Origin of the sequence: Brachybacterium vulturis (genome assembly GCF_043641765.1) — a bacterium.
Taxonomy (GTDB): domain Bacteria; phylum Actinomycetota; class Actinomycetes; order Actinomycetales; family Dermabacteraceae; genus Brachybacterium; species Brachybacterium vulturis_A.
Window position 1 is genome coordinate 116,406 of sequence record NZ_JBHZRO010000008.1, and the last position, 22,745, is coordinate 139,150.

21 protein-coding genes are annotated in these 22,745 nt (G+C 73.1%); 15 read left to right on the top strand and 6 right to left on the bottom strand.

Translation table 11 applies throughout. The features are described 5' to 3' along the window. Positions 1-92 precede the first annotated feature (92 nt). Genes ACHUEU_RS08345 through proC form a run of 4 tightly spaced genes read left to right on the top strand, consistent with a single transcriptional unit; the run spans position 93 to position 6,805 of the window. Entirely contained in the window at positions 93-4,742 is a 4,650-nt protein-coding gene (locus ACHUEU_RS08345; protein WP_394215459.1) for a hypothetical protein, read from the top strand. After that, positions 4,739-4,996, top strand: coding sequence for a hypothetical protein (locus ACHUEU_RS08350; protein WP_394215460.1), 258 nt, complete (start codon positions 4,739-4,741; stop codon positions 4,994-4,996). Before ACHUEU_RS08345 ends, ACHUEU_RS08350 begins: the two co-directional genes overlap by 4 nt. Further along, the gene (locus ACHUEU_RS08355; RefSeq protein ID WP_394215462.1) at positions 4,993-5,910 is read left to right on the top strand and encodes a DUF368 domain-containing protein; all 918 of its coding nucleotides are present in this window, start codon (positions 4,993-4,995) and stop codon (positions 5,908-5,910) included. The genes ACHUEU_RS08350 and ACHUEU_RS08355 overlap by 4 nt, the downstream gene beginning before the upstream one ends. A gap of 25 nt (positions 5,911-5,935) precedes the next feature. Next, the gene (proC, locus tag ACHUEU_RS08360; protein ID WP_394215463.1) at positions 5,936-6,805 is read left to right on the top strand and encodes a pyrroline-5-carboxylate reductase; all 870 of its coding nucleotides are present in this window, start codon (positions 5,936-5,938) and stop codon (positions 6,803-6,805) included. A gap of 35 nt (positions 6,806-6,840) precedes the next feature. Here proC and ACHUEU_RS08365 read toward each other — a convergent pair whose 3' ends face one another. After that, on the bottom strand, positions 6,841-7,506 hold the full coding sequence (locus ACHUEU_RS08365) for a potassium channel family protein (RefSeq protein WP_394215464.1): 666 nt from the start codon (positions 7,504-7,506) through the stop codon (positions 6,841-6,843). A gap of 91 nt (positions 7,507-7,597) precedes the next feature. Beyond that, positions 7,598-9,013: a TrkH family potassium uptake protein gene (locus ACHUEU_RS08370; RefSeq protein ID WP_394215465.1), complete on the bottom strand. Its 1,416-nt coding sequence runs from the start codon at positions 9,011-9,013 to the stop codon at positions 7,598-7,600. A 142-nt stretch (positions 9,014-9,155) separates the two neighbouring features. On the opposite strand from ACHUEU_RS08370, the gene ACHUEU_RS08375 reads away from it, so the two are divergent. The 4 genes from ACHUEU_RS08375 (at position 9,156) to ACHUEU_RS08390 (ending at position 14,248) form a co-directional block, all read left to right on the top strand. Beyond that, entirely contained in the window at positions 9,156-10,448 is a 1,293-nt protein-coding gene (locus ACHUEU_RS08375; protein WP_394215466.1) for an acetoin utilization protein AcuC, read from the top strand. A 104-nt stretch (positions 10,449-10,552) separates the two neighbouring features. Continuing rightward, positions 10,553-12,307: a dynamin family protein gene (locus ACHUEU_RS08380; RefSeq protein WP_394215468.1), complete on the top strand. Its 1,755-nt coding sequence runs from the start codon at positions 10,553-10,555 to the stop codon at positions 12,305-12,307. Next, positions 12,304-14,010 carry a dynamin family protein gene (locus ACHUEU_RS08385; protein ID WP_394215469.1) on the top strand — a complete coding sequence of 569 codons (1,707 nt, stop codon included), beginning with the start codon at positions 12,304-12,306 and terminating at the stop codon, positions 14,008-14,010. The genes ACHUEU_RS08380 and ACHUEU_RS08385 overlap by 4 nt, the downstream gene beginning before the upstream one ends. A gap of 139 nt (positions 14,011-14,149) precedes the next feature. Beyond that, positions 14,150-14,248, top strand: a complete 99-nt coding sequence (locus ACHUEU_RS08390) for a 30S ribosomal protein bS22 (protein ID WP_019174583.1) — start codon at positions 14,150-14,152, stop codon at positions 14,246-14,248. A gap of 195 nt (positions 14,249-14,443) precedes the next feature. Here ACHUEU_RS08390 and ACHUEU_RS08395 read toward each other — a convergent pair whose 3' ends face one another. Together ACHUEU_RS08395 and ACHUEU_RS08400 are read right to left on the bottom strand one after the other, a co-directional pair. Beyond that, complete coding sequence (locus tag ACHUEU_RS08395; RefSeq protein WP_394215470.1) at positions 14,444-14,749, bottom strand: glutaredoxin family protein; 306 nt, start codon at positions 14,747-14,749, stop codon at positions 14,444-14,446. A gap of 175 nt (positions 14,750-14,924) precedes the next feature. Continuing rightward, positions 14,925-15,455, bottom strand: coding sequence for a YceI family protein (locus ACHUEU_RS08400; RefSeq protein WP_394215471.1), 531 nt, complete (start codon positions 15,453-15,455; stop codon positions 14,925-14,927). A gap of 125 nt (positions 15,456-15,580) precedes the next feature. On the opposite strand from ACHUEU_RS08400, the gene ACHUEU_RS08405 reads away from it, so the two are divergent. The 6 genes from ACHUEU_RS08405 to ccsB all read left to right on the top strand — a co-directional run bounded on the left by ACHUEU_RS08405 (position 15,581) and on the right by ccsB (position 21,057). Beyond that, positions 15,581-16,150 (top strand): MarR family winged helix-turn-helix transcriptional regulator, encoded by a 570-nt coding sequence (locus ACHUEU_RS08405; RefSeq protein ID WP_394215472.1) that lies wholly within the window; start codon positions 15,581-15,583, stop codon positions 16,148-16,150. A 75-nt stretch (positions 16,151-16,225) separates the two neighbouring features. Further along, on the top strand, positions 16,226-16,873 hold the full coding sequence (locus ACHUEU_RS08410; protein WP_394215473.1) for a histidine phosphatase family protein: 648 nt from the start codon (positions 16,226-16,228) through the stop codon (positions 16,871-16,873). Then, a complete protein-coding gene (locus tag ACHUEU_RS08415; RefSeq protein ID WP_394215474.1) occupies positions 16,870-17,475 on the top strand; it encodes a TlpA family protein disulfide reductase in 606 nt (201 codons plus the stop codon). The genes ACHUEU_RS08410 and ACHUEU_RS08415 overlap by 4 nt, the downstream gene beginning before the upstream one ends. Next, positions 17,472-18,263: a cytochrome c biogenesis CcdA family protein gene (locus ACHUEU_RS08420; protein WP_394215475.1), complete on the top strand. Its 792-nt coding sequence runs from the start codon at positions 17,472-17,474 to the stop codon at positions 18,261-18,263. Before ACHUEU_RS08415 ends, ACHUEU_RS08420 begins: the two co-directional genes overlap by 4 nt. Then, complete coding sequence (resB, locus tag ACHUEU_RS08425; RefSeq protein ID WP_394215476.1) at positions 18,263-19,981, top strand: cytochrome c biogenesis protein ResB; 1,719 nt, start codon at positions 18,263-18,265, stop codon at positions 19,979-19,981. Before ACHUEU_RS08420 ends, resB begins: the two co-directional genes overlap by 1 nt. Continuing rightward, on the top strand, positions 19,978-21,057 hold the full coding sequence (gene ccsB / locus ACHUEU_RS08430; RefSeq protein ID WP_394215477.1) for a c-type cytochrome biogenesis protein CcsB: 1,080 nt from the start codon (positions 19,978-19,980) through the stop codon (positions 21,055-21,057). Before resB ends, ccsB begins: the two co-directional genes overlap by 4 nt. Before the next feature lie 14 nt (positions 21,058-21,071). Here the strand turns inward: ccsB and ACHUEU_RS08435 are convergent, their stop codons facing one another. Beyond that, positions 21,072-21,392 (bottom strand): PLD nuclease N-terminal domain-containing protein, encoded by a 321-nt coding sequence (locus ACHUEU_RS08435; RefSeq protein WP_394215478.1) that lies wholly within the window; start codon positions 21,390-21,392, stop codon positions 21,072-21,074. Positions 21,393-21,515: 123 nt separating this feature from the next. On the opposite strand from ACHUEU_RS08435, the gene ACHUEU_RS08440 reads away from it, so the two are divergent. Next, on the top strand, positions 21,516-21,833 hold the full coding sequence (locus tag ACHUEU_RS08440; RefSeq protein ID WP_394215479.1) for a DUF4229 domain-containing protein: 318 nt from the start codon (positions 21,516-21,518) through the stop codon (positions 21,831-21,833). Here the strand turns inward: ACHUEU_RS08440 and ACHUEU_RS08445 are convergent. Then, positions 21,814-22,710, bottom strand: a complete 897-nt coding sequence (locus ACHUEU_RS08445; RefSeq protein WP_394215480.1) for a 1,4-dihydroxy-2-naphthoate polyprenyltransferase — start codon at positions 22,708-22,710, stop codon at positions 21,814-21,816. The two genes, ACHUEU_RS08440 and ACHUEU_RS08445, sit on opposite strands and share 20 nt — an antisense overlap. Positions 22,711-22,745: the final 35 nt, after the last annotated feature.

The window sequence follows — 22,745 nt, forward strand, 5'->3', positions numbered from 1 at the left end:
GACGCCGGCCCGGCCGATATGAGCAGGCCCGGCCGGGAACGCACGGCACGCCTGCACGGACAGGGGCCCGCGCGCCGGTAGCGTGGGTGCCCATGTGGAGTTTCCTGCGTGGGAAGAAGCGGCCGGAGCGTCCGGGTGAGGACGCGGCCCCTCGTCACGATGCCCTGTCGACCCTGGCGAGCGAGCGCCGTGAGGACCGGGCCGGGGCCGCGCGGGCGGCCGCGGACCAGCGCACCGTCGTCGACGACACCGGGGGCCGCGAGGACGGCGCCGCCCTCCGGGCCGCCCGCGCCGGCGCGGCACGGGAGCCCGGCGGCTACGAAGTGGTCCTGGATCCGCACGCCGAGGAGACCGGCGCCGGCATCGCCCCCGGTCAGGACGAGGACGATCTGCCGGTCACGCCGCACGAGCATCGCCCGCTGAGCCGGGAGGACCGCGTCGCCGACGCGCTGGACCGCTGGTCCCAGCAGATCACCGGCGGAGGCCACGCCCCCTCCTTCCTCACCCAGATCCGGGCCGGGGGAGTGGTGCTGGACCTGACCCACTCCCATCCCTCGGGCCTGGCCCAGCTGCTCGCCGGCCGCGGCCCCACCCGTCTCTCCTCGCTGGTGCGCGAGGTCGGCGCACTGGCCGACGCCCGCGCCCACGCCCGCTCGATCCGGGAGATCGCCGAGCGTCATGCGGAGGAGGTGGGCCTGACCACCTGCCATCTCGGCATCGGCGAGGCCGTCTGGTACCCCGAGGACGGCTCCGCACCGGTTCACGCCCCCGTCCTGGTGCGGCCGATCACCCTGCGGCTGCGCGGGAACGCCCGCGAGGACGTCGACCTCGAGGTCGACGCCACCGCCGATCTCAACCCGGTGCTGCTGCGCGCCCTGCGGGAGGCCGGGGTCGCGGTCGACGCCCGTGCACTGCTGGCCACCACCGACGGCTCCCACGGTTTCGACCCCACCCCGGTGCTCGATGCCTTCCGCTCCCTCGGCCAGCCCCTGCCCGGCTTCCGCGTGCTCCACGCCCTGGTGGTCGGGAACCTGATGGACGCCGCCGGCTCCGTCGCCGAGGACCTGGAGGTCGATCGCGGCGACTGGTCGGCCTCTCCGCTGGTGGCCGCGCTCGCCGGGGACGAGTCCGCCCGGACCGTGGTCCGCGGTCCGGGCTCCGAGCAGGAGGTGCCCGAGGTCCCCGAGCAGGAGCTGGTCGCCGCCGTGGACCCCGGCCACCGCGCCGTGCTGGCCCGGGTGCTCGCCGGTCAGGACCTCGCCGTCGCCACCCCGCCCGGCACCACCAGCCTCGATCTCGTGATCGACCTCGCCGAGGAGCTCAACGCCCGCGGCCGCTCCGTCCTGATCGTCTCCCAGCGTCGGCGCAATCTGGCCCAGCTGGTCGAGATCGCGAACCATCGTGACCTCGCCGAGCTCGTCTTCGACCTCTCACCGGATCCTTCCCTGCAGCGCAACGCCTCCGCCGCCCTGCTGCGCAGCCTGCGCCGCGCCGGCTCCCACGGCCTGGGGCCCGACGACACCGCCTCCGAGGAGCTCGGCGCGAGCCGCGACATCCTGGTGGGGCACGTCGAGGCGATGCACCGCCTCCAGCACCCCTGGGACGCGTCGGCGCATGAGGCGATCTCGGCCCTGGCGGCGCTGACGCGCCTGAACCCGGCGCCGTGCACCCGGGTGCGCCTGCGGGCCGACGTCGCCGCGCAGATGATCGGCGCCGACCGGGACCGCTTCGCCGCGGCGCTGCGCGAGGCGGCCGAGGTCGGGGTGCTCAGCAGCGGGCCGGAGAAGACGGCCTGGTACGGCGCACCCATCAGCAGCGACACCCAGGCCGCCCGCGCCGAGGAGCTCGTCGCCGAGCTGCGGGAGGTGGTGCTGCCGCAGCTGCACCGGGCGTGCGCCCGCAGCGGCGGGGCGCTGGGCCTCACCGAGCCCACCAGCCTGCACCAGCTGCAGGACCGCCTCTCCCTGCTCGACCGGGTGCGCAGCCTGCTGGCCACCTTCCAGCCCGCGGTGTTCTCCGCCCCGCTGGCGGATCTCGTCGCCGCCACCGCGGACAAGCGCTGGCGCGAGGAGCGCGGCGTGGCCATGGGCTTCGGCATGCGTCGACGCCTGCGCAAGGACGCCGCCGCCCTGCAGCGCCCGGCGGCGCTCTCCCCGGACCTGCACCGGGATCTCGACGAGGCCCGGAGGGTCACCGACGCCTGGCGGCGGGAGACGCTCGGCGAGGAGCCGGAGCAGGGTGCCCGCGAGGAGGCGCCGACCCCGTCGCGCCCCGCGCTGCCGGACGACCTCGACGCCGTCCATCGTGCTGCGGCCCGCTCGGAGAAGGTGCTCGACGAGCTGGCCGTGCTGCTGGACGGCACGACGTCGGGCGCGGACCTCACCCGCACCGAGCTGAGCGAGCTCGAGCACCGCATCGAGGCCCTGCACACCGATCGCGGTGATCTCGAGACCCTCCCGCGCCGCACCGAGCTGCTGCGCCGGCTCAGCTTCGACGGGCTCGGCGAGCTGGTCGAGGACCTCCGCGCCCGTCGCGTGGACCGGGAGCTGGTCGGCGCCGAGCTCGAGCTGGCCTGGTGGGGCAGCGTCCTGGAGCTTATCGCGGGTGCGGAGCCGACCATCTCGCAGTACGACGGGACCTCGCTCTCGCAGGTCGCGGAGCGGTTCCGGCGGCTGGACGCGGAGCACATCGCCCGCGCCTCCGCCCGGGTGCACGCGGCCGCCGATGACACCAGGGTCCAGACCATGAAGGCCTACCCGGACACCTCCCGTTCCGCGATCGCGGAGCTCGCCCGGTCGTCGACGGTCTCCATCCGGGACCTCGCCGCGAAGTACGAGGACATCCTGTTCGCGGCCCGCCCGGCGTGGCTCGCCTCCCCCTACCTGGTGCCGCAGGTGATCCCGCGCGGCCGGCACTTCGACGTGGTGATCGTCGCCGACGGCGGGCGCCTGCCCACCGCCGCCGCCCTGCCCTCGATCGTCCGCGGTGAGCAGACGGTCGTGGTCGGTGACCCGCTCGAGTACGGCGGGGACTCCGCGCCGAGCCTGCTGGACGACATGCTGCGGATCGCTCCGCACGCCGAGATCCTGCGGGATCCCCACCCCGCCACCGAAGGGCTGCGCGGGTTCGCCCAGCGCCGCGCCCTCACCGGAGAGGTCATCGCCGTTCCCAGCCCCGTCGCCCCCGAGCAGGACCGGCTGATCGTGGTCGAGGACGGGCGGGGCCTGGTCACCGAGGGCATGGAGTACGTCGAGAGCACCGAGGCCGAGCTGCGCCGGGTGACCGATCTGGTGATCGAGCACGCCCGCACCCGCCCGGAGCGCTCCTTGGCGGTGCTGACCTTCACCGAGGACCATGCGCGCCGTCTGATGGAGCGGATCATGAACACCGTCTCGGTGATCCCGGCGCTGCGCGAGTACTTCGATCCCGGGGCGGAGGAGGTCTTCACCGTCCTGCCGGCGGACCAGGCCACCGCCGTCACGCGGGACGACATCATCGTCTCGATCGGCTTCGGCAAGACCCCGCACGGACGGCTGCTGCACCGCTTCGGCCCCCTCTCCGAGGCCGGCGGGCGCAAGGCGCTGGCCACCGTGATCACCCGCGCCCGCGGCCGCACCACCGTGGTCTCCGCGATCGGGGTGCAGGACCTCGACCACGCCCGGCTGCGCTCCGACGGCGCCCGTGACCTGCGCGCCATGCTCTGGGTGCTCCAGGGAGGTCCCGATGTCCCGGTGGTGCCGCACGTCGCCGCGCTGACGGGCAGCGAGGACGAGATCGCCCCGCCCGAGCCCCGGGATGCGCGCCTCTCGCCCGCGGCCGCGATCCCGCCGGAGCCGGCCGCGCCCACCGAGACGGGGCCGCAGACCGGGGACGATCCGGAGATGTCCGACGAGGACCTGGACGCCGCGATCGAGGCCGCCATGGCCCGCCGGTCCGGCGGTTCCCCGGAGAGCGCCGACCCGGCCGGTGCGGAGGCACCGGCCGACGAGGCGCCGGACGGCGAGGTGCCGGACGGCGAGGTGCCGGATGCCGACGAGCAGGCCGCGGTCGCTGACCCCCCGGCCGACGACACCGATGCCGCTGACACCCATGCCGCTGACACCGATGCCGACGCCGCCCCGGAGCCCAGGGAGCCGCGCGTCCTCGAGACCGACGCCCTGGTGCAGGACCTCGCCGACCGTCTGTTCCGTCTCGGGCTGCTGGTCGAGCGCGACTTCGGGCTGTCCGGCGACCGCATCGAGCTGGCGCTCGGCCACCCGGACATGCCCGGCCGCCTGCTGCTGGCCGTGGACACCGACGGGTCGCACTACGTCGACACCCCCAGCCAGCGCGAGCGCGACCGGCTGCGCGCCGAGCGCCTGGAGGCCGCGGGCTGGGCCACCGAGCGGGTGTGGTCCTGGGCGCTGTTCATCGATCCCGATGGCGAGGCCGAGCGGATCCGTCGCGCCGTGGACCGGGCGCTGCGCCTGGTCCAGGCCGAGGAGAGCTCGGACTCCCCGACCGGCGTGGGCACCATCCGCCACCGCCTGCCGAGACCGCAGATCCCGGCCGGCCACCCGCTGTCCTTCTACTCCAGCGACGACTTCGACGCGGTGGTGGAGTACATCTGCTCCGACGGCCGGGCCCGCCTCGAGGAGCACCTGGCCACCGAGGTGCGCAGCTTCCTCGGCTTCGAGCAGCGCTCGGTGCTGCTGGACGTCTCCGTCTCCAGCGCCATCCGCCGCTACCAGGAGCGACAGTGACTGCTCACAGGGACGATCGGGGAGCACCTGGAACGGTCACGCCGGGCCGCCGAGTCGTCATCTCCTCGGTGACCGGCAAGCCCATCCCGTGGGACGAGTCACCGCCCGCGCCATCGGAGGGACCGGCCGCGCAGGATCGTCGGCCGATCCTCCCCGATCGCGTCGACGAGGACGCCCCGGAGCCGGGGACCGACGAATCCAACGACACCCGCCTCGCGGGAGACGTGCCACCGCACTGGGGCGGTGGCCGGTGATCGGGAACCTGCTCCGCGGTGCGCTGATCGGGGTCGTGGAGACCGTGCCCGGGGTCAGCGGCGGCACGGTCGCGCTGGTCACCGGGATCTATGACGAGCTGATCGACTCGGGCCACCAGATCACCGCGGCCGCGCGGGTCCTGGTCACCGGCCCGCGCCGGGTCTGCTCCGCCCGGGAGGAGCTGCGGGCCGTCTCCTGGCGGCTCGTGATCCCGCTGCTGATCGGGATGGCGGCCGCGGTGCTCACCATCGCCGGTCCGATCGGCCGTCTGGTCGAGACCCACCCGCAGGCCATGCGCGCCCTGTTCCTCGGACTCGTGGCAGGTTCCGTGCTGGTGCCGGTGAGGCTGTCCGGCGGGGCGTGGCGACGGCCCGAGCTGCTGCTCTTCGCAGCCGGTGTGCTCGGAGGGCTGGGGCTCACCTCGCTGCCGACGACAGCGCTCGTCCCGAGCCCGTGGATCGTCGCCCCCGCGGCCGCGATCGCGGTCTGCGCCCTCGTGCTGCCGGGCGTCTCGGGATCGTTCCTGCTGCTGAGCTTCGGCCTCTACCAGCCCACCCTGCAGGCGGTGGACGAGCGGGACCTGGGATACCTCGCCTGGTTCGGCCTCTGGGCCTGCGTGGGCCTGGTCGTGATCGTGCGCCTGATGCGGCACCTGCTGGTCCGCCATCATCGCGGCACCATGGTGGTGCTGGCCGGTGTGATGATCGGTGCGCTGCGCAGCCTGTGGCCCTGGCAGTCGGCGGACGGATCCTTGCTGCCGCCGGGGGCCGACCGGGTCGCCCTGCTGGGGATCGCCCTGGCCGGGGCGCTCGCCGTGCAGCTGCTGGTGCTGCTCGAACGGCGCAGGACCACCGCCGCGCGGCCGACCGGCGCCCCCGAGCAGACACGACCCGGCCCCGCCGCCGACACCTGATCCCACCGCCCGTACCCTGGGACGCATGGACGAGAACACCGCTCAGACCCAGGACCCCACCAGTGGACGCGCCGCCGACCCGGACCTCTCCGCCCTCCAGGTCGCCGTGATCGGCGCCGGCAACATGGGCGGGCCGGTCGCGGCCACCATGCTCGAGGCCGGGGTGCGCCCCGCTCATCTGCGGATCGCCAACACCAGCCCCGACAGCAGCCGCCGGGCCGCCGAGGAGCTCGGTGCCACCGCCGCCGACTCCCGCGAGCAGGCGCTCGCGCAGGCCGATGTGGTGGTGCTCGGCGTGAAGCCGTACCAGATCCTCGACCTGGCCGCCGCAGTGCGGGAGCAGATCCCCGCCGGTGCCGTGGTGATCTCCCTGGCCGCCGGGATCACTCTCGCCCAGCTCGAGCAGGCGCTCCCGGAGGGGGCGGCCGTGGTGCGGGCGATGCCGAACACCCCGATCTCGGTCGGCGAGGGCGCCGTCGGCCTGATGCGCGGCAGCGCCGTGACCGATGCGCAGCACCAGCAGGTCCATGCGCTGTTCTCCCGCGCCGGGGTCGCGGTCGACATCACCGAGGACCAGGTCCACGCCTTCATCGGCGCCGCCGGATCGCTGGCCGGATTCGGCTTCGCGATCATCGAAGCGATGACCGAGGAAGCGGTCCGACAGGGCCTGACGCGAGACCTCGCCGACGCGCTCGTGCAGCAGACGATGCGCGGAGCGGCCACCATGCTGCGGGAATCCGGGGTGCATCCTGCGGTGGCGAAGGCCGGGGTGTGCAGCCCCGGCGGCACCACCGCGGAGGGCTACGCCGCGCTCGAGCGCGAAGGCGTCCGTGCCGGACTGGCCGCGGCGATGGCCGCCGCCGCCCGCAGGTCCCGCGAGCTGACGGCGGACTGACCCCGCCCCGGGTCGGGGCCCCGGCCGGGCCGAGCTCAGTTCCGCTGCGAGAACTTCTCGATCAGCTCGGTGCGGCCGGAGACGATCAGCAGGTCATGCGCGGCCACCATCGTCTCGGGCACCGCATAGGTGAAATCCTTGCCCGGTGACTTCACGCCCACCACGGTCACGCCGAACTGCTGGCGGATGTCCGACTCCGCGAGCGTCTTGCCGTGCACCTCGTGCGGCGGGCGCATCTTCACGATCGCGAAGTCGTCGTCGAACTCGATGAAGTCCATCAGGCGCCCGTTGACCAGGTGCGCGACCCGCTTGCCGGCATCGGCCTCGGGGTAGACCACGTGGTGGCAGCCGATCCGCTGCAGGATCCTGCCGTGCGCGGCGGAGATCGCCTTCGCCCAGATCACCGGCTTGCCCAGGTCCACGAGGTTCGCCGCGATCAGCACGCTCGCCTCGATGGTGGTGCCCACCCCGACCACGGCGATCGAGAAGTTGGCGGCGCCCACCTGATCCAGCACCTCGGGCTGGGAGGCGTCGGCCCGCACCACATGCGTGAGCTGGCCGGAGTACTTCTGGACCAGCTCCTCATCGGGGTCGATCGCGAGCACCTGGGTGCCCAGCTTCTCGAGCGTGAGGGCGATCGAGGCGCCGAAGCGGCCCAGGCCGATCACCAGCACCCCCTCATCGCGCGCGCTGCGTGGCATGTCTGCTCCTCATCAACGGGCTCGCGGGGCTCCGCGAGCCGGGCGGGCACAGTCTAGAGCCTCGCTCGCCGGGCCCGGGGCGGCGGGGGCCTCAGCCGACGATCGGGCGCTCGTACGGGAGCTGGATCATCCGCAGCCGGGTGCGGACGGCGAGCGCGGCGCCCAGGGTCATCGGTCCCAGGCGCCCCACGTACATGCAGACGATCAGCACCCATTTCGCCTCGTCCGGCAGAGAGGTGGTGATCCCGGTGGACAGCCCCACGGTGCCGAAGGCGGACAGCGTCTCGAACAGGGTCTGGTCCAGCGTGTACGGGGTCGTCCGCAGCAGCAGGAAGGTCGCCAGGAACACCACGGAGGCACTCATGACCAGCACACCGATGGCCTGGCGGATCGTCTCGTGCGGGATGCGTCGGTGGAAGACCTCCACATCCGGATTGCCGCGGATCTCCGCCCAGATCGCGAGCATCAGCAGGGCGAAGGTGGTCACCCGGATGCCCCCTGCGGTGGAGCCGGAGCCGCCGCCGATGAACATCAGCAGATCGGTGAGCACCCGGGACTCGGCGGTCATCTGCCCCACGTCGATCGTGGAGAAGCCGCCCGAGCGGGGCATCACCGCCGCGAACCCGGCGCCGATCAGCTTCGTGCCCAGCGAGCGGTCGCCGAGGGTCGCAGGGTTCGCCCACTCCAGGCCCAGGAAGCCGAAGAAGGCGAGGAGGAAGAGCAGCACGGTGGTGGTCAGCGTGAGCTTCGCGTGCACGCTCCACTTCCGGGGCGTGCGCAGCTTGCGCACCACCACCAGGATCACCGGGAACCCCAGCGACCCCACGAACACGGCCAGCGCGATCGGGATGGTGAAGAAGGGGTCGCCGACGTACTGCGCGGTCCCCGCCGCCTCCGGCACGAAGCCGGCGTTGTTGAAGGCACTGATCGCGTAGAACAGGCCCAGGAACAGCGACTCCCCGATCCCGTGCTCGGTGATGACCATGTAGGGGGTCAGCGCCACGAAGGTCGCGAGCTCGAAGACGGTCGAGGTGATGAGGATGATCCTCAGCACCCCGCCGACCTCGGCGAGCCGCTCGGCCCGGGTCTCCTGGGCGGTGATCACGCGCTGGGCGAGCCCCAGGCGGTGCATCACCGACAGGCTCAGCAGCGAGGCGACGGTCATCAGGCCGAGCCCGCCGAGCTTGATCGCGATCATGATCACGGTGAGGCCGAACGTGGACCAGTGGGTACCGGTCTCGACCGTCACCAGACCGGTCACGCAGATCGCGGAGACGGCGGTGAACAGGGCGTCGGTGAGGTCCGTGCTCACCCCTTCGGTGGTCGCGGCGGGCAGTGACAGCAGAGCGGTGAACGCCCCGATCATCGCCGTGAACACGCCCAGCGCGATCCGCGCCGGGGTGGCGCGGGTGAGCGCATGCAGCATGTGGCGCCACGCGGGCAGGTGCTTCCGGGCACCGAGCGGCCGGGTGCGCTGCCGGGCGGCGCGTCTGCCGGGTGTGCTCATGCTGCTCCTCGTGCGGTGGACCGTGACCGGCGGTCGTGGTGCGCGGCAGTCTACGACGGTTCGTCGGCCGTGCCGTGCGGCACACGGACACGTCCGAGATCGCGGAGGGCGGGGAGCGGGAAGCCTGGGTACGCTTCGGTCCATGCCCGTTGCTGCGCAGCCCTCGCCCCCCGCCGGTCCGGCCCCCCACGGTCCGGTCGACGGGGTCGCCCCGACGGTGCCCACCGGGATCGTGTGGGACGACGCGCTGTGCGAGTACGACTTCGGGCCCTACCATCCGATGGCCCCGATCCGCCTGGCCCTCACCCGGGAGCTCGCCCGCAGCGCCGGCCTGTGGGAGCGGCCGGGCGTGGAGACCCTGTCGGCGCCCGTCGCGAGCGACGCGCAGCTCGCCCAGGTGCACGACCCCGCGTACATCGATGCCGTCCGCCGGGCCTCGCGGCCGCTCGCGGAGATCAGCGCGGAGGAGCTCGACGAGCTGGTCCGCTTCGGTCTGGGCGGCGATGACGTCCCGGCGTTCCCCGGGATGCACACCGCCTCGGCCCGGATCGTCGGCGGCTCGTTGACCGCGCTCGAGGCGATCCGCTCCGGCCGGGTGCGGCGGGCGGTGAACTTCGCGGGCGGGCTGCACCATGCGAAGTCCTCCTCGGCCTCCGGCTTCTGCGTCTACAACGATGCGGCCGTCGCGATCCGCCACGCCCTGGACGCGGGGGAGGAGCGGGTGATGTACGTCGACGTCGATGTGCACCACGGCGACGGCGTGGAGCGGCTGCTGTGGGACGAGCCGCGCGCGATCACCCTGTCCGTCCACGAGACCGGCGAGCGGCTGTTCCCCGGCACCGGCTTCGTCCAGGACTCCGGGGGGTCCGGCGCCCCGGGCACCGCGATCAATGTGCCGCTGCCCTCGCGCACCACGGCCGACGGGTGGGTGCGGGCGATCCGCGCCACCGTCCCCCCGCTGGTGCGAGCGGTGCGGCCCACGCTGCTGGTCACCCAGCACGGCGCGGACAGCCACCGGCTGGACCCGCTGGCGGACCTCTCGGTCTCGCTCGAGGCGCAGCGCGAGGTGATGCTGCTGATGCGAGAGCTGGCCGAGGAGGTCTGCGGGGGCCGCTGGCTCGCTCTCGGCGGCGGCGGGTACGCAGTGATCGACGTGGTGCCGCGCTCCTGGGCGCATCTGGTCGCGATCGTCACCGGCGCACCGATCGAGGCCGCGGCGCCGCTGCCGGAAGCCTTCCTCGCGGCGGCCGCGGCCGCCCGCGCGGAGCACGGTCTCTCCCCGGAGCCGGGGATCCTCAGCTTCGGGGACGGGCGTCCCGTGGCGGCGGGGGACTGGTCGCGGGGCTTCGATCCGGGGGACCCTCTGGATCGTGCGGTCCAGGCGGTGCGCCGGGCCGTCTTCCCCGACTGGGGTCTGGATCCCTACCTGGACTGACCTGTCCCGGCGGCCGTGCCCGCCGGGCCCTGCTCCTCCTCCTGCCACAATGACGTCGATGCCCCGTCGACCGGGGCCGACCGCCTGATCCCCCGGGAGCTGCCATGACGAACCGGACCACCGCCGTCCTCGAGACGTTCGCCGAGCATCTGCGCGCCCTCGAGCTGCCGCTGCCCGTCGCGGGCGCCGCACAGGCCCGTGAGGAGACCGGCGCGGCGCTCTCACAGCTCGGCGACCACGTGGTCCCGCGCCTGGACTCGCTGGACGCCCCGCTGCTGGTGGTGATCGGCGGCTCCACCGGCGCCGGCAAGTCCACTCTGGTCAACGCGCTGGTCGGCCATCCCGTGAGCCGTTCCGGCGCGATCCGCCCCACCACGCGGCGCCCGGTGCTGCTGCACCATCCCCTCGACGAGGCCTGGTTCACCGGTGCCCGGATCCTGCCCGGCCTCGCCCGCGTCCATGCGGGCCAGCGGCGGGATCCCGAGGCACCCCACGGCGGGGACACCACCGGCGACCTCGACCCGGCGACCTCCCTCGAGCTGCACGGCGAGGAGCGGATCCCACCGGGACTCGCGCTGCTGGACGCCCCGGACATCGACTCCGTCGCGGTGGGCAACCGGGAGCTGGCCCGGCAGCTGCTGCGGGCGGCGGACCTGTGGCTGTTCGTCACCACCGCCAACCGCTACGCGGACGCCGTGCCCTGGGAGGTGCTGCGCACCGCCGCCGAGCGCGACGTGACCGTGGACGTGGTGATGAACCGCATCCCCGGCCGCGAGGGGGTCGCCGAGGAGCTCGCCGAGGATCTGCGCGGCATGCTCGAGCGACAGGGGGTGGAGGTGGAGCGGCTGTTCCTGGTCCCCGAGACGGAGATCGACGCCGCGGGGATGCTGCCGCCCGCGGTGGCCACCGAGCTGCAGCAGCACTTCGCCCGTCTCGCCGCCGACGGCGAGGGGCGCGGCCGGATCGCGCGACGCACCCTGGCCGGAGCGATCGACGGCCTGGCCGGCTCCGCGACCCGGATCGCCGAGCACGCCGCCCTGCAGGACGCCGAGCGACAGCGCCTTCGCGAGCAGGCGGTCGCCGCCTTCTCCGGGGCGCGGGAGCGTATCGATGAGGCCCTCGGGGACGGTTCGCTGCTGCGCGGTGAGGTGCTGGCCCGCTGGCAGGACGTGGTGGGCACCGGGGAGTTCTTCCGCGGGGTCGAGTCCCTGGTGACCCGTGCCCGTGACCGCCTCGGCCAACTGGTCAGCGGGAAGCCCGCCCCGGCGATCGCCGCCGAGCAGGCGCTGGGCACCGGCCTGGTGCACGTGGTCATCGACGAGACGGCCCGCGGTGCAGAGCGGGCCGACGCCGCCTGGCAGGCCACCCCCGCCGGCCGGCAGCTCGCCGAGGGGCAGGACCTCTCCCGTCTCCCCGACGGCTACGGCGAGGAGGTCAACGCCGAGATCCGGGCCTGGCAGGGGGACGTGCTGGAGCTGGTCCGCGCCGAGGGCGCCGATCGACGTTCGAGGGCCCGCCTGCTCTCGCTGGGCGTCAACGCGGTGGGCGTGGCCCTGATGGTGGTGGTGTTCGCCTCCACCGCCTTCGTGCCCACCGGTCTCGAGGTCGGCGCCGGGGCCGCGACCGCCGTGGTCGGTCAGAAGCTGCTGGAGACGATCTTCGGCGACGAGGCGGTGCGGCGCATGGCGGCCCTCGCCCGCCAGCGGCTCACCGACCGGCTCGATGCGCTGGTCGCAGGGCGGTCCGAGCTCTTCCTTCACCGGCTGGACGGCCTCGGCGCGGAGGGCTCCGCGGCGCCGCTGCACGCCGACGCCGAGGCCCTCGCCCAGCTCGCCCGCGACATCCGGGAGGACGCATGAGAGAGCTGCTGAGCCGTGCTGCGACGGGGCCGGCCCCGCTGGCCGAACGGATCGAGGCGCTCACCCGCGCCACCGGCCTGCTCGAGGGTGTCGCCCCCGGCGGCGCCGTCGACGCCTCGCGGGAGGTGCTGGACCGCATCGGCGGCCGTCGCGCGCTCTCGGCCGAGCACACCGTCATCGGCCTGTTCGGCGCCACCGGCTCCGGCAAGTCCTCGCTGGTCAATGCCCTGGTCGGGATCGAGATCACCCGGGCTGCGGTGCGCCGCCCCACGACCTCCGCGCCCATCGCCGCCGTGGTCGGGGAGCGGGGCAGCGACGCCCTGCTGGACTGGCTCGAGGTCGAGGAGCGCCACCACCTCGACGGCACTGATACCGCGCTGCTCGAGGCCGCCCGTCGGCCGCCGACCGGCCGGCGCGCCCGCCGGGAGGCGGCCCAGGCCGGTCCCGGCACAGGCACCCCGGGCATCGTGCTGCTGGACCTGCCGGACCTCGACTCGGTCGAGAGCGCCAATCGCACCGTCGCCGAACGGATGACCGGACTGGTCGACGTGATCGTGTGGGTCACCGATCCGCAGAAGTACGCCGATGCCGTGATCCATCAGGAGTTCGTGCGCCCCTTCGCCGGACACGACGCGGTCACCGTGCTGGTGCTCCACCAGATCGACCGGATCCGCGAGGACGAGCGGGAGCCGGTGCTCGCCTCCCTCGCCGCCCTCGCCCGCGGCGACGGCCTCGACCAGGCGCCCGTGCTCGCCACCTCCGCGAGCACCGGCGAGGGGGTCGTGGAGCTGCGCGAGCACCTGGTCCGGATCGCCCGCAGTCGGGAGGCGATCGCCTCCCGGCACCGTGCTGACGTGCGTGGGGCCGCCGAGTCCCTGCAGCAGGTGGCGGACCCGACGGGCATGGCCGAGCAGCCTGCGCCCGCCGACATCGACACCCTGGTCGAGGACCTCGCGAGCGCCGCCCGGGTCGAGCCGGTGGCCCGCGCCGTCGGCGCCTCCTACCGCTTCCGCGCCGCCGGGAAGGTGGGCTGGCCGCCGCTGCGCTGGGCCCGCCGCGTCCGGCCGGACCCGTTGGGCCGCCTCGGCATCGGCCGGGGCCGTGACGGGGAGGGGCTCGAGCGCACCTCGCTGCCGGAGCCGGATACCGCCGCCCGCGCCCGTGCCTCGGGCGGGGTGCGCCGCTTCGCCGACGCCGCCTCCGAGGGCGGCAGCGATCCCTGGCGGGCCGCCGTGCGCACCGCCGCCCGGTCCGGGCAGGACCAGCTGCCGGATGCGCTCGACCAGGCGGTCGCCGGCGCCGATCTGCGCGCGCGGGCCACCTCCTGGTGGTGGCCGGTGCTGGATGTGCTGCAGTGGCTGGCGCTGCTCACCTGGGTGGTGGGGCTGGGATGGCTGGCGCTGAACGCCCTGCTGGCCTTCCTCGGGGTGCCGCCGCCGCCGATGCCGATGGTCGAGCAGCTGTGGGTCCCGATCCCGCTGCCCACGGTGCTGGTCGTGCTGGGGATCGCCGCCGGGCTGCTGATCGGCCTGGCCGGTGGGGTGATCGCGGCACTGATCGGGGCCTGGCACCGCTCCCGGGCCCGCCGGCTGCTGACCGCCAGGGTGCGTGCGGTGGCCGAGGACCACGTGGTCTCCGCAGTGTCCGAGGAGCTCGCCCGCGCCCGGGCCGCTGCGAGAGATCTCGCACTCGCGCACGGCTGAGCGTTCGGCATGGCAGTGTAGAATGGCTGGTCGACCGTGGCGTCGGGCCCGCACGAGTTCCGTGCAGTCTCCGCGGGCCGCGCATACCTGATCCGCTGCACCATCCCGCAGGCCTGAGCCTGCAGAACAGAGGCAACCTATGGGTTCTGTCGTCAAGAAGCGACGCAAGCGCATGTCCAAGAAGAAGCACCGCAAGCTGCTTCGCAAGACCCGCCACCAGCGTCGCAACAAGAAGTGATCGCTGTGTGAGGCACCTCGGCCCCCGCCGTCCGGCGGGGGCCGATGCATGTCACGGGGCTGTCCCCCGGCGGAAGGGGTGCCGCCATGCCCGGGATCGTCAGGTTCCGAACCGTTCTCGACGCCTGTCCGGTACGGAAGCTGACGCTCCCGGGCGGCGAGCCGCCCGGGGGCCTCTCGAGAGCCGTCCTGCGGTTCAGGCGCGGCCGGACAGGCGGCGCCACCAGGGTCGACGTGCGAGCGCCGTCCGCAGCTGCTGGGCATCGACGCGGTACTTCGCATGGACCGCGCCGTCCACGATGATCACCGGCACGTCGTAGTCCCAGTCGGCGCGCAGCCGCTCGTCCTGGTCGATGTCCCGCACCTCCACGGTGGAGCCGACGCGGTCGGCCTCGGCCCGCACCACCGGCAGGGCCTCCTCGCACAGATGGCAGCCCTCGCGCGTGAGGTAGAGGACGCGAGCGTCCGGGTCGCGGGGGGAGGGGAGGCGCGGTGCGGTCATGGGGCGCACCCTATCGGCGCTCGGGCAGCTGCGGCGCGGCGGATCGCCGGGCCGGACGGGTGCCAGGGCGTCACCGCGGCGGGAGAGCCGACGACGGGCCGCCCGCTCGATGCGGACGGCCCGTCGGATGCTCTCGGCGCCGGTGCCTCCGGCGCTGGCCGCCGGAGCCCGGGGATCAGGCGGAGGCGGGAGCGGTGAACTCGGCCTCGATGATGATCTTGACGTTGTCGCCGACCATCACGCCGCCGGCCTCGAGAGCCGCGTTCCAGGTGAGACCGAACTCCTTGCGGGAGATCGTGGTCTCGCCGGTGAAGCCCGCGCGGTAGATGCCGAAGGGATCGGTGGCCGCGCCCTCGTAGGTGAAGTCCAGCACGACCGGCTTGGTGATGTCGCGGATGGTGAGGTCACCGGTGAGCTTGTCGCCGTCGACCTTGGTGGAGGTGAAGGTGATCTCGGGGAACTTCTCCGCGTCGAAGAAGTCGCCGCTGCGCAGGTGGTTGTCGCGGTCGGCCTGCGCGGTGTTGATCGACTCGGTCCTCAGGGTGGTGCGGAAGGACAGCTCCTGGCCGCCCTCGCCGACCTCGAGGACGCCCTCGACGTCGTGGAACTGGCCGCGGGCCTTGGAGATGCCGGCGTGACGCACGGTGAAGGCGGCGGAGGTGTGGGCGGGATCGAGGGTCCAGGTGCCGGGGGTGAGGTCGTTCATCGGGGATCTCCTTGAGATGATCGGGACGGGGTGGTGAGCGGTGGCGAGCACCAACTCATGATTGAAATCTAAACTAGACTGGGGGATGATGGCAAGCATTGAGCCCCGGGAAAGAGGAGTGCGTGATGAATGGCACAGTAGCAAGCGCTGACGGCAGGGTGCCGACGACCGAGGACGGGGCCTCGACCCCCGAGGACCTCTGGCTGACGAGCAGGGAGCAGGCGGCATGGCGCACGTTCCTGTACGCCACCACCCTGCTCACCGATCGTTTCGGCGAGGCGCTGCAGGCCGATCCGGAGGTCGACCTGACCCTCGGCGAGTACGAGATCCTGGTGCGCCTGTCCGAGGCGGAGAACATGTTCCTGCGCATGTCGGAGCTCGCCGACAAGGTTGTCCACTCCCGCTCCCGGCTCACCCACACGGTCAGCCGCATGGAGAAGCGCGGCCTGGTGGAGCGGGTGCGGTGCACGGACGACGGGCGTGGCCGTCAGGCGCAGCTCACCGAGGCCGGGGAGGCGATGCTGAGGCGCGCCGCTCCCACCCACGTGCGCTCCGTGCGGGCGCTGCTGGTGGACGTCATCGGGCACGAGGACCTGCTCGAGCTGGGTCGGATCCTGGGCAAGACGCTCGACGAGGGCGCCCCCGTCGCCGTCGCATGTCCGGATGCTCATCAGGAGGTCGCCGCTCCCCGCTGACGCGAAGGTTGGATTGGTACCGTGAGGCGGCTCGGGTCCGAGCCCGCAGTGCCAGAGCAGGAGAGAGAGCCGCCCATGACCACCACCACGGTCCACCTCGTCCGTCATGGCGAGGTGCACAATCCCGAGCGCATCCTGTACGGACGTCTGCCCGGGTACCGGCTCAGCGGCCGTGGTGAGCAGATGGCCGCGCTGGTCGGTGACCACCTCGCCGACTCCGACCTCGCCCTGGTGCGCTCCTCCCCGCTGCTGCGCGCCCAGCAGACCGCCGCCCCGATCGCGGGCCCGCACGGGCTCGAGATCGTCACCGACCAGCGGCTGGTCGAATCGGGCAACCACTTCGAGGGCCAGCGGATGGGCCACGGCGAGGCCCGGCTCGGCGACCCGCGCAACTGGCGCTGGTTCACCAATCCCTTCCGCCCCTCCTGGGGCGAGCCCTACCGCGAGCAGGTCGCCCGCGTGGTCTCCGCCGTCCACGACGCGCGCGCCGCGGCCGAGGGCCGAGAAGCGGTGCTGGTGCTGCACCAGCTGCCGATCTGGGTCACCCGGCGCAGCGCCGAGGGCAGGCCGCTGTTCCACGATCCCCGCCGCCGGCAGTGCGGGCTGTGCTCGGTCACCAGTCTGCGGTTCGTCGGCCCCCACCTGGCGGGCGTGGAGTACGCCGAGCCGGCCGCCGCGCTCTACGCCGGGGCGGTCGACGCCACCGGGGGCAGGCTGACGTGAGCGCCCGTTCCCTGCCCGGCCGACCCACCCGTCGGGCGCTGCTCGGCGGCGTCGGCGGGCTCTCCGCCGCCCTCCTGCTGGCCGCCTGCGGGACCGATGCCAGCGACCGCTACAGCTCCGGGGACTCCGGGTACGTCTCGGGCAACGGTGTCGCCACCGAGATCGCGCCGGCAGATCGCGGCGACCCGCTCGAGGTCGTCGCCGCCACCTACGACGGGGAGGAGTTCTCCTCCCTCGAGCATCGCGGCGAGGTGCTCGTGCTCAACGTCTGGTACGCCTCCTGCCCACCCTGCCGCGAGGAGGCCCCGCACCTGCAGGCCATCCATGAGGAGTACCAGGACCAGGGGGTCTACTTCATCGGCGTCAACGTGCGCGACTCCGCCGGGCCCGCGGCCGCCTTCGAGGAGACCTACGGGATCACCTACCCCTCGATGCCGGATGCCGACGCCGAGATCATGTACTCCCTGCGCGGGCAGGTCGCCCCCAATGCGGTGCCCTCCACCCTGGTGATCGACGAGCAGGGCCGGGTCGCGGCCCGGATCTCCGGCGCCGCCGATCCCTCCGTGCTGCGCGCGATGATCGATGCGGTGGTCGCCGAATGATCCCAGCTGACCTCGGAGCGGCCTTCCAGGCCACAGCGCTGTCCGGCTCCCTGCTGCCGGCGCTCGCCGTCGCCGCGGCCGCCGGCCTGGTGGCGTTCCTCTCGCCGTGCGTGCTGCCCGTGGTGCCCGGCTACCTCGCCTACGTCTCCGGCCTCGCCGGCCAGAGCGCCACCGCCCCGGGAGCGAAGCGCTCCCGGCCCGTCACCGGGCGCATGCTGGCCGGCAGTGCGCTGTTCGTGGCCGGGTTCGCCGTCGTGTTCATGATCCTCGGCGGTTTCGCCGGGATGATCGGCTATCTGCTCCAGGAGCACGCGCTGTGGATCAACCGCATCGCCGGCGCCGTGGTGATCCTCATGGGGCTGGTGTTCATGGGGGTCTTCCCCCGCCTGTCGGTCACCCGCCCGGTCTCTGCGAAGAAGCCCGACGCCGGCCTGCTCGGCGCCCCGCTGATGGGACTGATCTTCGGCCTGAGCTGGACTCCCTGCATCGGCCCCACCTATGCGGCGATCATCGCCCTGTCGCTGGACGGCGGTGACGGCGGGGTGCTGCGCGGGGGCATCCTCTCGCTGGCGTACTCGCTGGGCCTGGGCATCCCCTTCGTGCTGTTCGCGCTGCTGTTCGAGCGCGCGCTGGGCCTGAGCAGGAAGCTCACCGCCCACCGCCGCACCATCGGCCTGCTCTCCGGGGCGCTGCTGATCGCGATCGGCGTGCTGCTGATGACCGGGGTGTGGGCGACCTGGATGAGCCACCTGCAAGGCATGATCACGACCTTCGAACCGGTGATCTGATGGCCGAGAACCGGACGAGCACCCGGGCGGACGCGGGCGCCGCGGCGCAGAGCAGCGCCTGGAGCAGCAAACCGGAGATCGAGCGGAAGCGCCCGCCCAGCGCCCCCGCGCTCGGCCCGCGCGGGACCCTGCTGTTCCTGTGGCGGCAGCTGACCAGCATGCAGACCGCACTGATCCTGCTGATGCTGCTCGCGATCGCGGCCGTGCCGGGCTCCCTGTACCCGCAGCGCAGCGTGAATCCGGCGCTGACCGAGCAGTTCCTCGAGGAGAACGGCCGCTGGGGCGAGATCCTGGACACCCTGGGATTCTTCGACGTCTTCTCCTCGCCCTGGTTCTCCGCGATCTACCTGCTGCTGTTCATCTCGTTGATCGGCTGCATCGTGCCGCGCGTCGGCGTGCACCTGAAGCAGCTGCGGGCGGCGCCGCCGCGCACCCCCACCCGGCTGACGCGCTTCACCGGATACACCCGGGTCGAGCTGGCCGGCGCCGAAGGCGGTGCCGAGGCGCTCATCGAGCGCGCCCGTCGCTCCCTGCGCCGCTCGCGCTACCGCACGGAGATCCGTGAGGAGAAGGGCGCCCGCTCCGTCAGCGCGGAGCGCGGCCTGCTGCGCGAGTCCGGCAACCTCGCCTTCCACATCGCACTGGTGGGAGTGCTGATCTGCATCGCCGGCGGCCAGCTGACCAGCTATCGCGGGCAGATCACCGTGATCGAGGGCGAGGGCTTCGCGAACTCGCTGACCCAGTACGACTCCTTCGAGTCCGGGGCCTGGTTCGACGAGACCGAGATGCCGGACTTCCGCTTCACCCTCGAGGACTTCCGCGCCACCTACGTCCAGCCCGGGGAGGGCGGGAGCGTGGGGGAGCCACGCTCCTTCGAGGCGGATGTCCAGGTGACCACCCCCGGCCAGGAGTTGTCCAGGACCGTGCAGGTCAACAAGCCGCTGCACGTCAAAGGTGCCTCGATGTACCTGCTCGGCAACGGGTACGCCCCCGCGGTCACCGTGACCGATCCCGAGGGGGAGGTCGTCGCCGAGGGGCCCGTGATCACGGTGCCGATGGGGGATGTGGGCTACACCTCGCAGGTGGTGATCAAGGCCCCCGACGCCCGGCCCGAGCAGACCGCGGTGGTCGGCTTCTTCCTGCCCACCGGCACCATCGACGAGCAGGGCCCGCACTCGCTGTACCCCGATGCGCTGGATCCCCAGCTCGCGCTGACCGTCCACCAGGGAGACCTGGGGCTGGACTCCGGCATCCCGCAGAACGCCTACGAGGTCGACCTCTCCACCCTCACCCCGGTGGTCGGCGAGGACGGTGCCCCGGTGCTGCTCCGCCTCTACCCCGGTCAGGAGTTCGAGCTCCCGGACGGGACCACCGTCAGCTTCGACGGACTGCGCCGCTACGCCGCCTTCGACATCGCCCATAACCCCTTCGAGCGCTGGATCCTGCTCAGCGCGCTGGTCGCCGTCGGCGGCCTGATCCTCTCCCTCTTCGTGCCCCGAAGGCGCGTCTGGGTGCGGGTGCGCGAGAGCGCCGACGGCACCGTGCTCGAGGTGGCCGGGCTCGCCCGCAGCGACGACCCGGCGCTCGAGGGCGACGTCCGCGCTCTGGCCTCCTCGCTCACCCAGGTGCAGGATGGGACCCCGGACGGTCCGCACGACCCCCCTCAAGCACGGCCCGCACGGGCCGCGGAACCTCCCTCCGAAGGAAGTGCACAGTGATCAATGAGCAGCTGGCGGAGGTGTCGAACCTCGCCCTCGTGGTGACGATCGTCCTCTACGTGCTCGCCCTGATCGGCTTCGGCGCCGATCTCGCGTCCTCCTCGCAGCGCCGCAGCGATGCGCGCCTGGCCGCCCGTGAGCGGCAGGCCGCAGCGCGCACGCTCCAGACCGCGACGGTCGCGGCCGACGGCGGGGGAGCGATCGCCGCGGGCGGGACCAGGGCCGCCGAGGCCGACGGCGGGAGCGTGCCTCCCGCCGCCGGCCCCGAGCACCGGACCGGCACCATGAGCGCGCAGCGCTTCGCCTTCCTCCTGACCGGGGCGGCGACCGCGCTGCACGTGGCGGGGGTGCTGACCCGTGCCCTGGCCACCCAGCGGGTGCCGTGGGCGAACATGTACGAGTTCGCGACCACCAGCACCGCCGTGGTGATGCTCGCGTTCCTGGTGTTCAGCATCCGGCGCGCCGAGCTGCGGGCGCTGGGCACCTTCGTGGTCGGCCCCGTGCTGCTGGTGCTGCTGCTCGCGCAGACCTTCTGGATCGTGCCGGCCGCGAACCTCACCCCCAGCCTGCAGAACTCGCACTGGATCTACATCCACATCGGGGTGGCCATCATCGCCACCTCCCTGTCGATCCTGGGCGCCGTGGTCGCCGGCATGCAGCTGCTGCAGGCGCGCCACGAGCGCGCCCTGGGGGAGCTGGCGTCCGCGGGACAGGAGCATCCCGAGCACTGGGGCCGCTTCGGCCATGTGCTGGACCGCCTGCCCTCCTCGACGGTGCTGGAGGCGCTGAGCTTCCGCATCCACTCGGTGGCCTTCGTGTGCTGGACCTTCACCCTGATCTTCGGCGCGATCTGGGCCCGTGAGGCCTGGGGCCGCTTCTGGGGCTGGGATCCCAAGGAGGTGTGGACCTTCATCATCTGGGTGATCTACGCGGCCTACCTCCACGCCCGTGCCACCGGCGGATACCGTGGCAGCCGTGCCGCCGGGCTCGCGCTGGCCGGCTTCGTGGCCGTGGTCTTCAACTACACCATCGTCAACACGGTGATCAACGGACTGCACTCCTACTCGGGGCTCTGAGCCCCGGGAGACCGTCAGCCCCCGTCGCCCTCGCCCGGTTCCTGCTCGCGGCGCTTCCGCCGCTCGCGACGGATGTCCTCGTCGAGCCGGCGCAGGAAGTCGGGATCCTCATCGGGGGCCACCGGGCCTCTGCGGTGCACCTGCCCGCCTCCGCTGGTGCGCTCCTTGCCGACGAACAGCCAGGTGATCGGGCCCACCCACGGCAGCAGCACGATCAGCACGATCCAGGCCCATTTGGGCAGCCCCTTGATCTTCTCGTCCTCCGTCTGCACGCAGTCGGCGAGCGCGAAGACGGTCAGGGCGATGGAGAGAACTGCGATGATGCCGCGGGCCATGGCCGCAGTGTAGGCAACGCACCTGACCGCCGGGTGGGTGGGCGCTGTGCTGAGAGGTGGTGTCTGCACGGCGGCGCAGCGACCGTGGCCAGGGGGCACCGCCGGGAGAACTACTCTGGACCCATGCGCCCGTTCCTGTTCTATGCCGTCGTCCGCCTGGGCCTCTGGTTCCTGCTGTGGTGGCTGCTGACCCTGGTCGGCCTCGGCCTGGTGCTGGCCGGTGTGCTCGCCGCCCTGATCGCGATGCTGCTCTCGATCCTGTTCCTGGACCGGCTGCGGAATGCTGCGGCCCTGCGCTGGAAGGCGGCCGACGAGCGCCGGGCGGCGCGCCACGCCGACGAGGTCGACGAGGACGCCGAGTACGAGGACGCGGTGCTCGACGAGGCCGACGGCGAGACCGGGAGCGAGGACCGGGACGAGGTCAGAGAAGAAGACCGCTGAGCAGCAGCAGGGAGAAGACCAGCTCCAGCCGCCCGGTCGCCCCGAGCACCGGGATCAGCGCGCGGCCCGCAGCGCCGCGCAGCACGGTCCGCACCGGGAAGAGCGCCAGCGGCAGCGCCAGCAGCACCAGAGCGACCGGCCACTGCACCACCATCACCGGCAGCATCAGCGCGAAGGGCACCAGCACCACCGCCGCATACAGCCTGCGGGTGCCGCGCTCTCCCAGCCGGACGGCGAGGGTCTTCTTGCCGGAGAGCGCATCGGTGGGGATGTCGCGGAGGTTGTTGGTGAGCATCAGGGCGACGGCCAGCAGACCGATCGCGATCGCGGCCGGCAGCGCCACCCAGGTGGGTGCGCCGGTGATCGTGTAGGCGGTCCCGCCCACGGCCACCAGCCCGAAGAACACGAACACGAACAGCTCGCCGAGACCGAGGTAGCCGTAGGGCTTCTTCCCGCCGGTGTAGGACCAGGCCGCGGCGATCGCGGCGGCGCCCACCAGCAGCGTCCACCAGATCTGGGCCAGCGCGACCAGCACCAGCCCGAACAGGCCGCCGAGCGCGAGGGAGACGATGGCCGCACGCTTGACGGTCGTGGGCCGCGCGGCACCGGAGCCGGTGAGGCGGAAGGGGCCCACCCGGTCGTCGTCGGTGCCGCGGATCCCGTCGGAGTAGTCATTGGCGTAGTTCACGCCGATCTGCAGGGAGAAGGAGACCGCGAGGGCCAGCAGGGCGCGGGGGATCACCAGCGCCCAGTCCACCTCCCCGTGCAGGTTCTCCAGCTGCCACGCGGCGACGCCGGTGCCGGCGGCGACGGGGGCCAGGGCGGCGGGGAGGGTGCGGGGTCGGGCGCCCTGCACCCACTGCGACAGGCTGGCCATCGTGCTCCTCGAGGATCCGGCGGGGGAACCGCGGC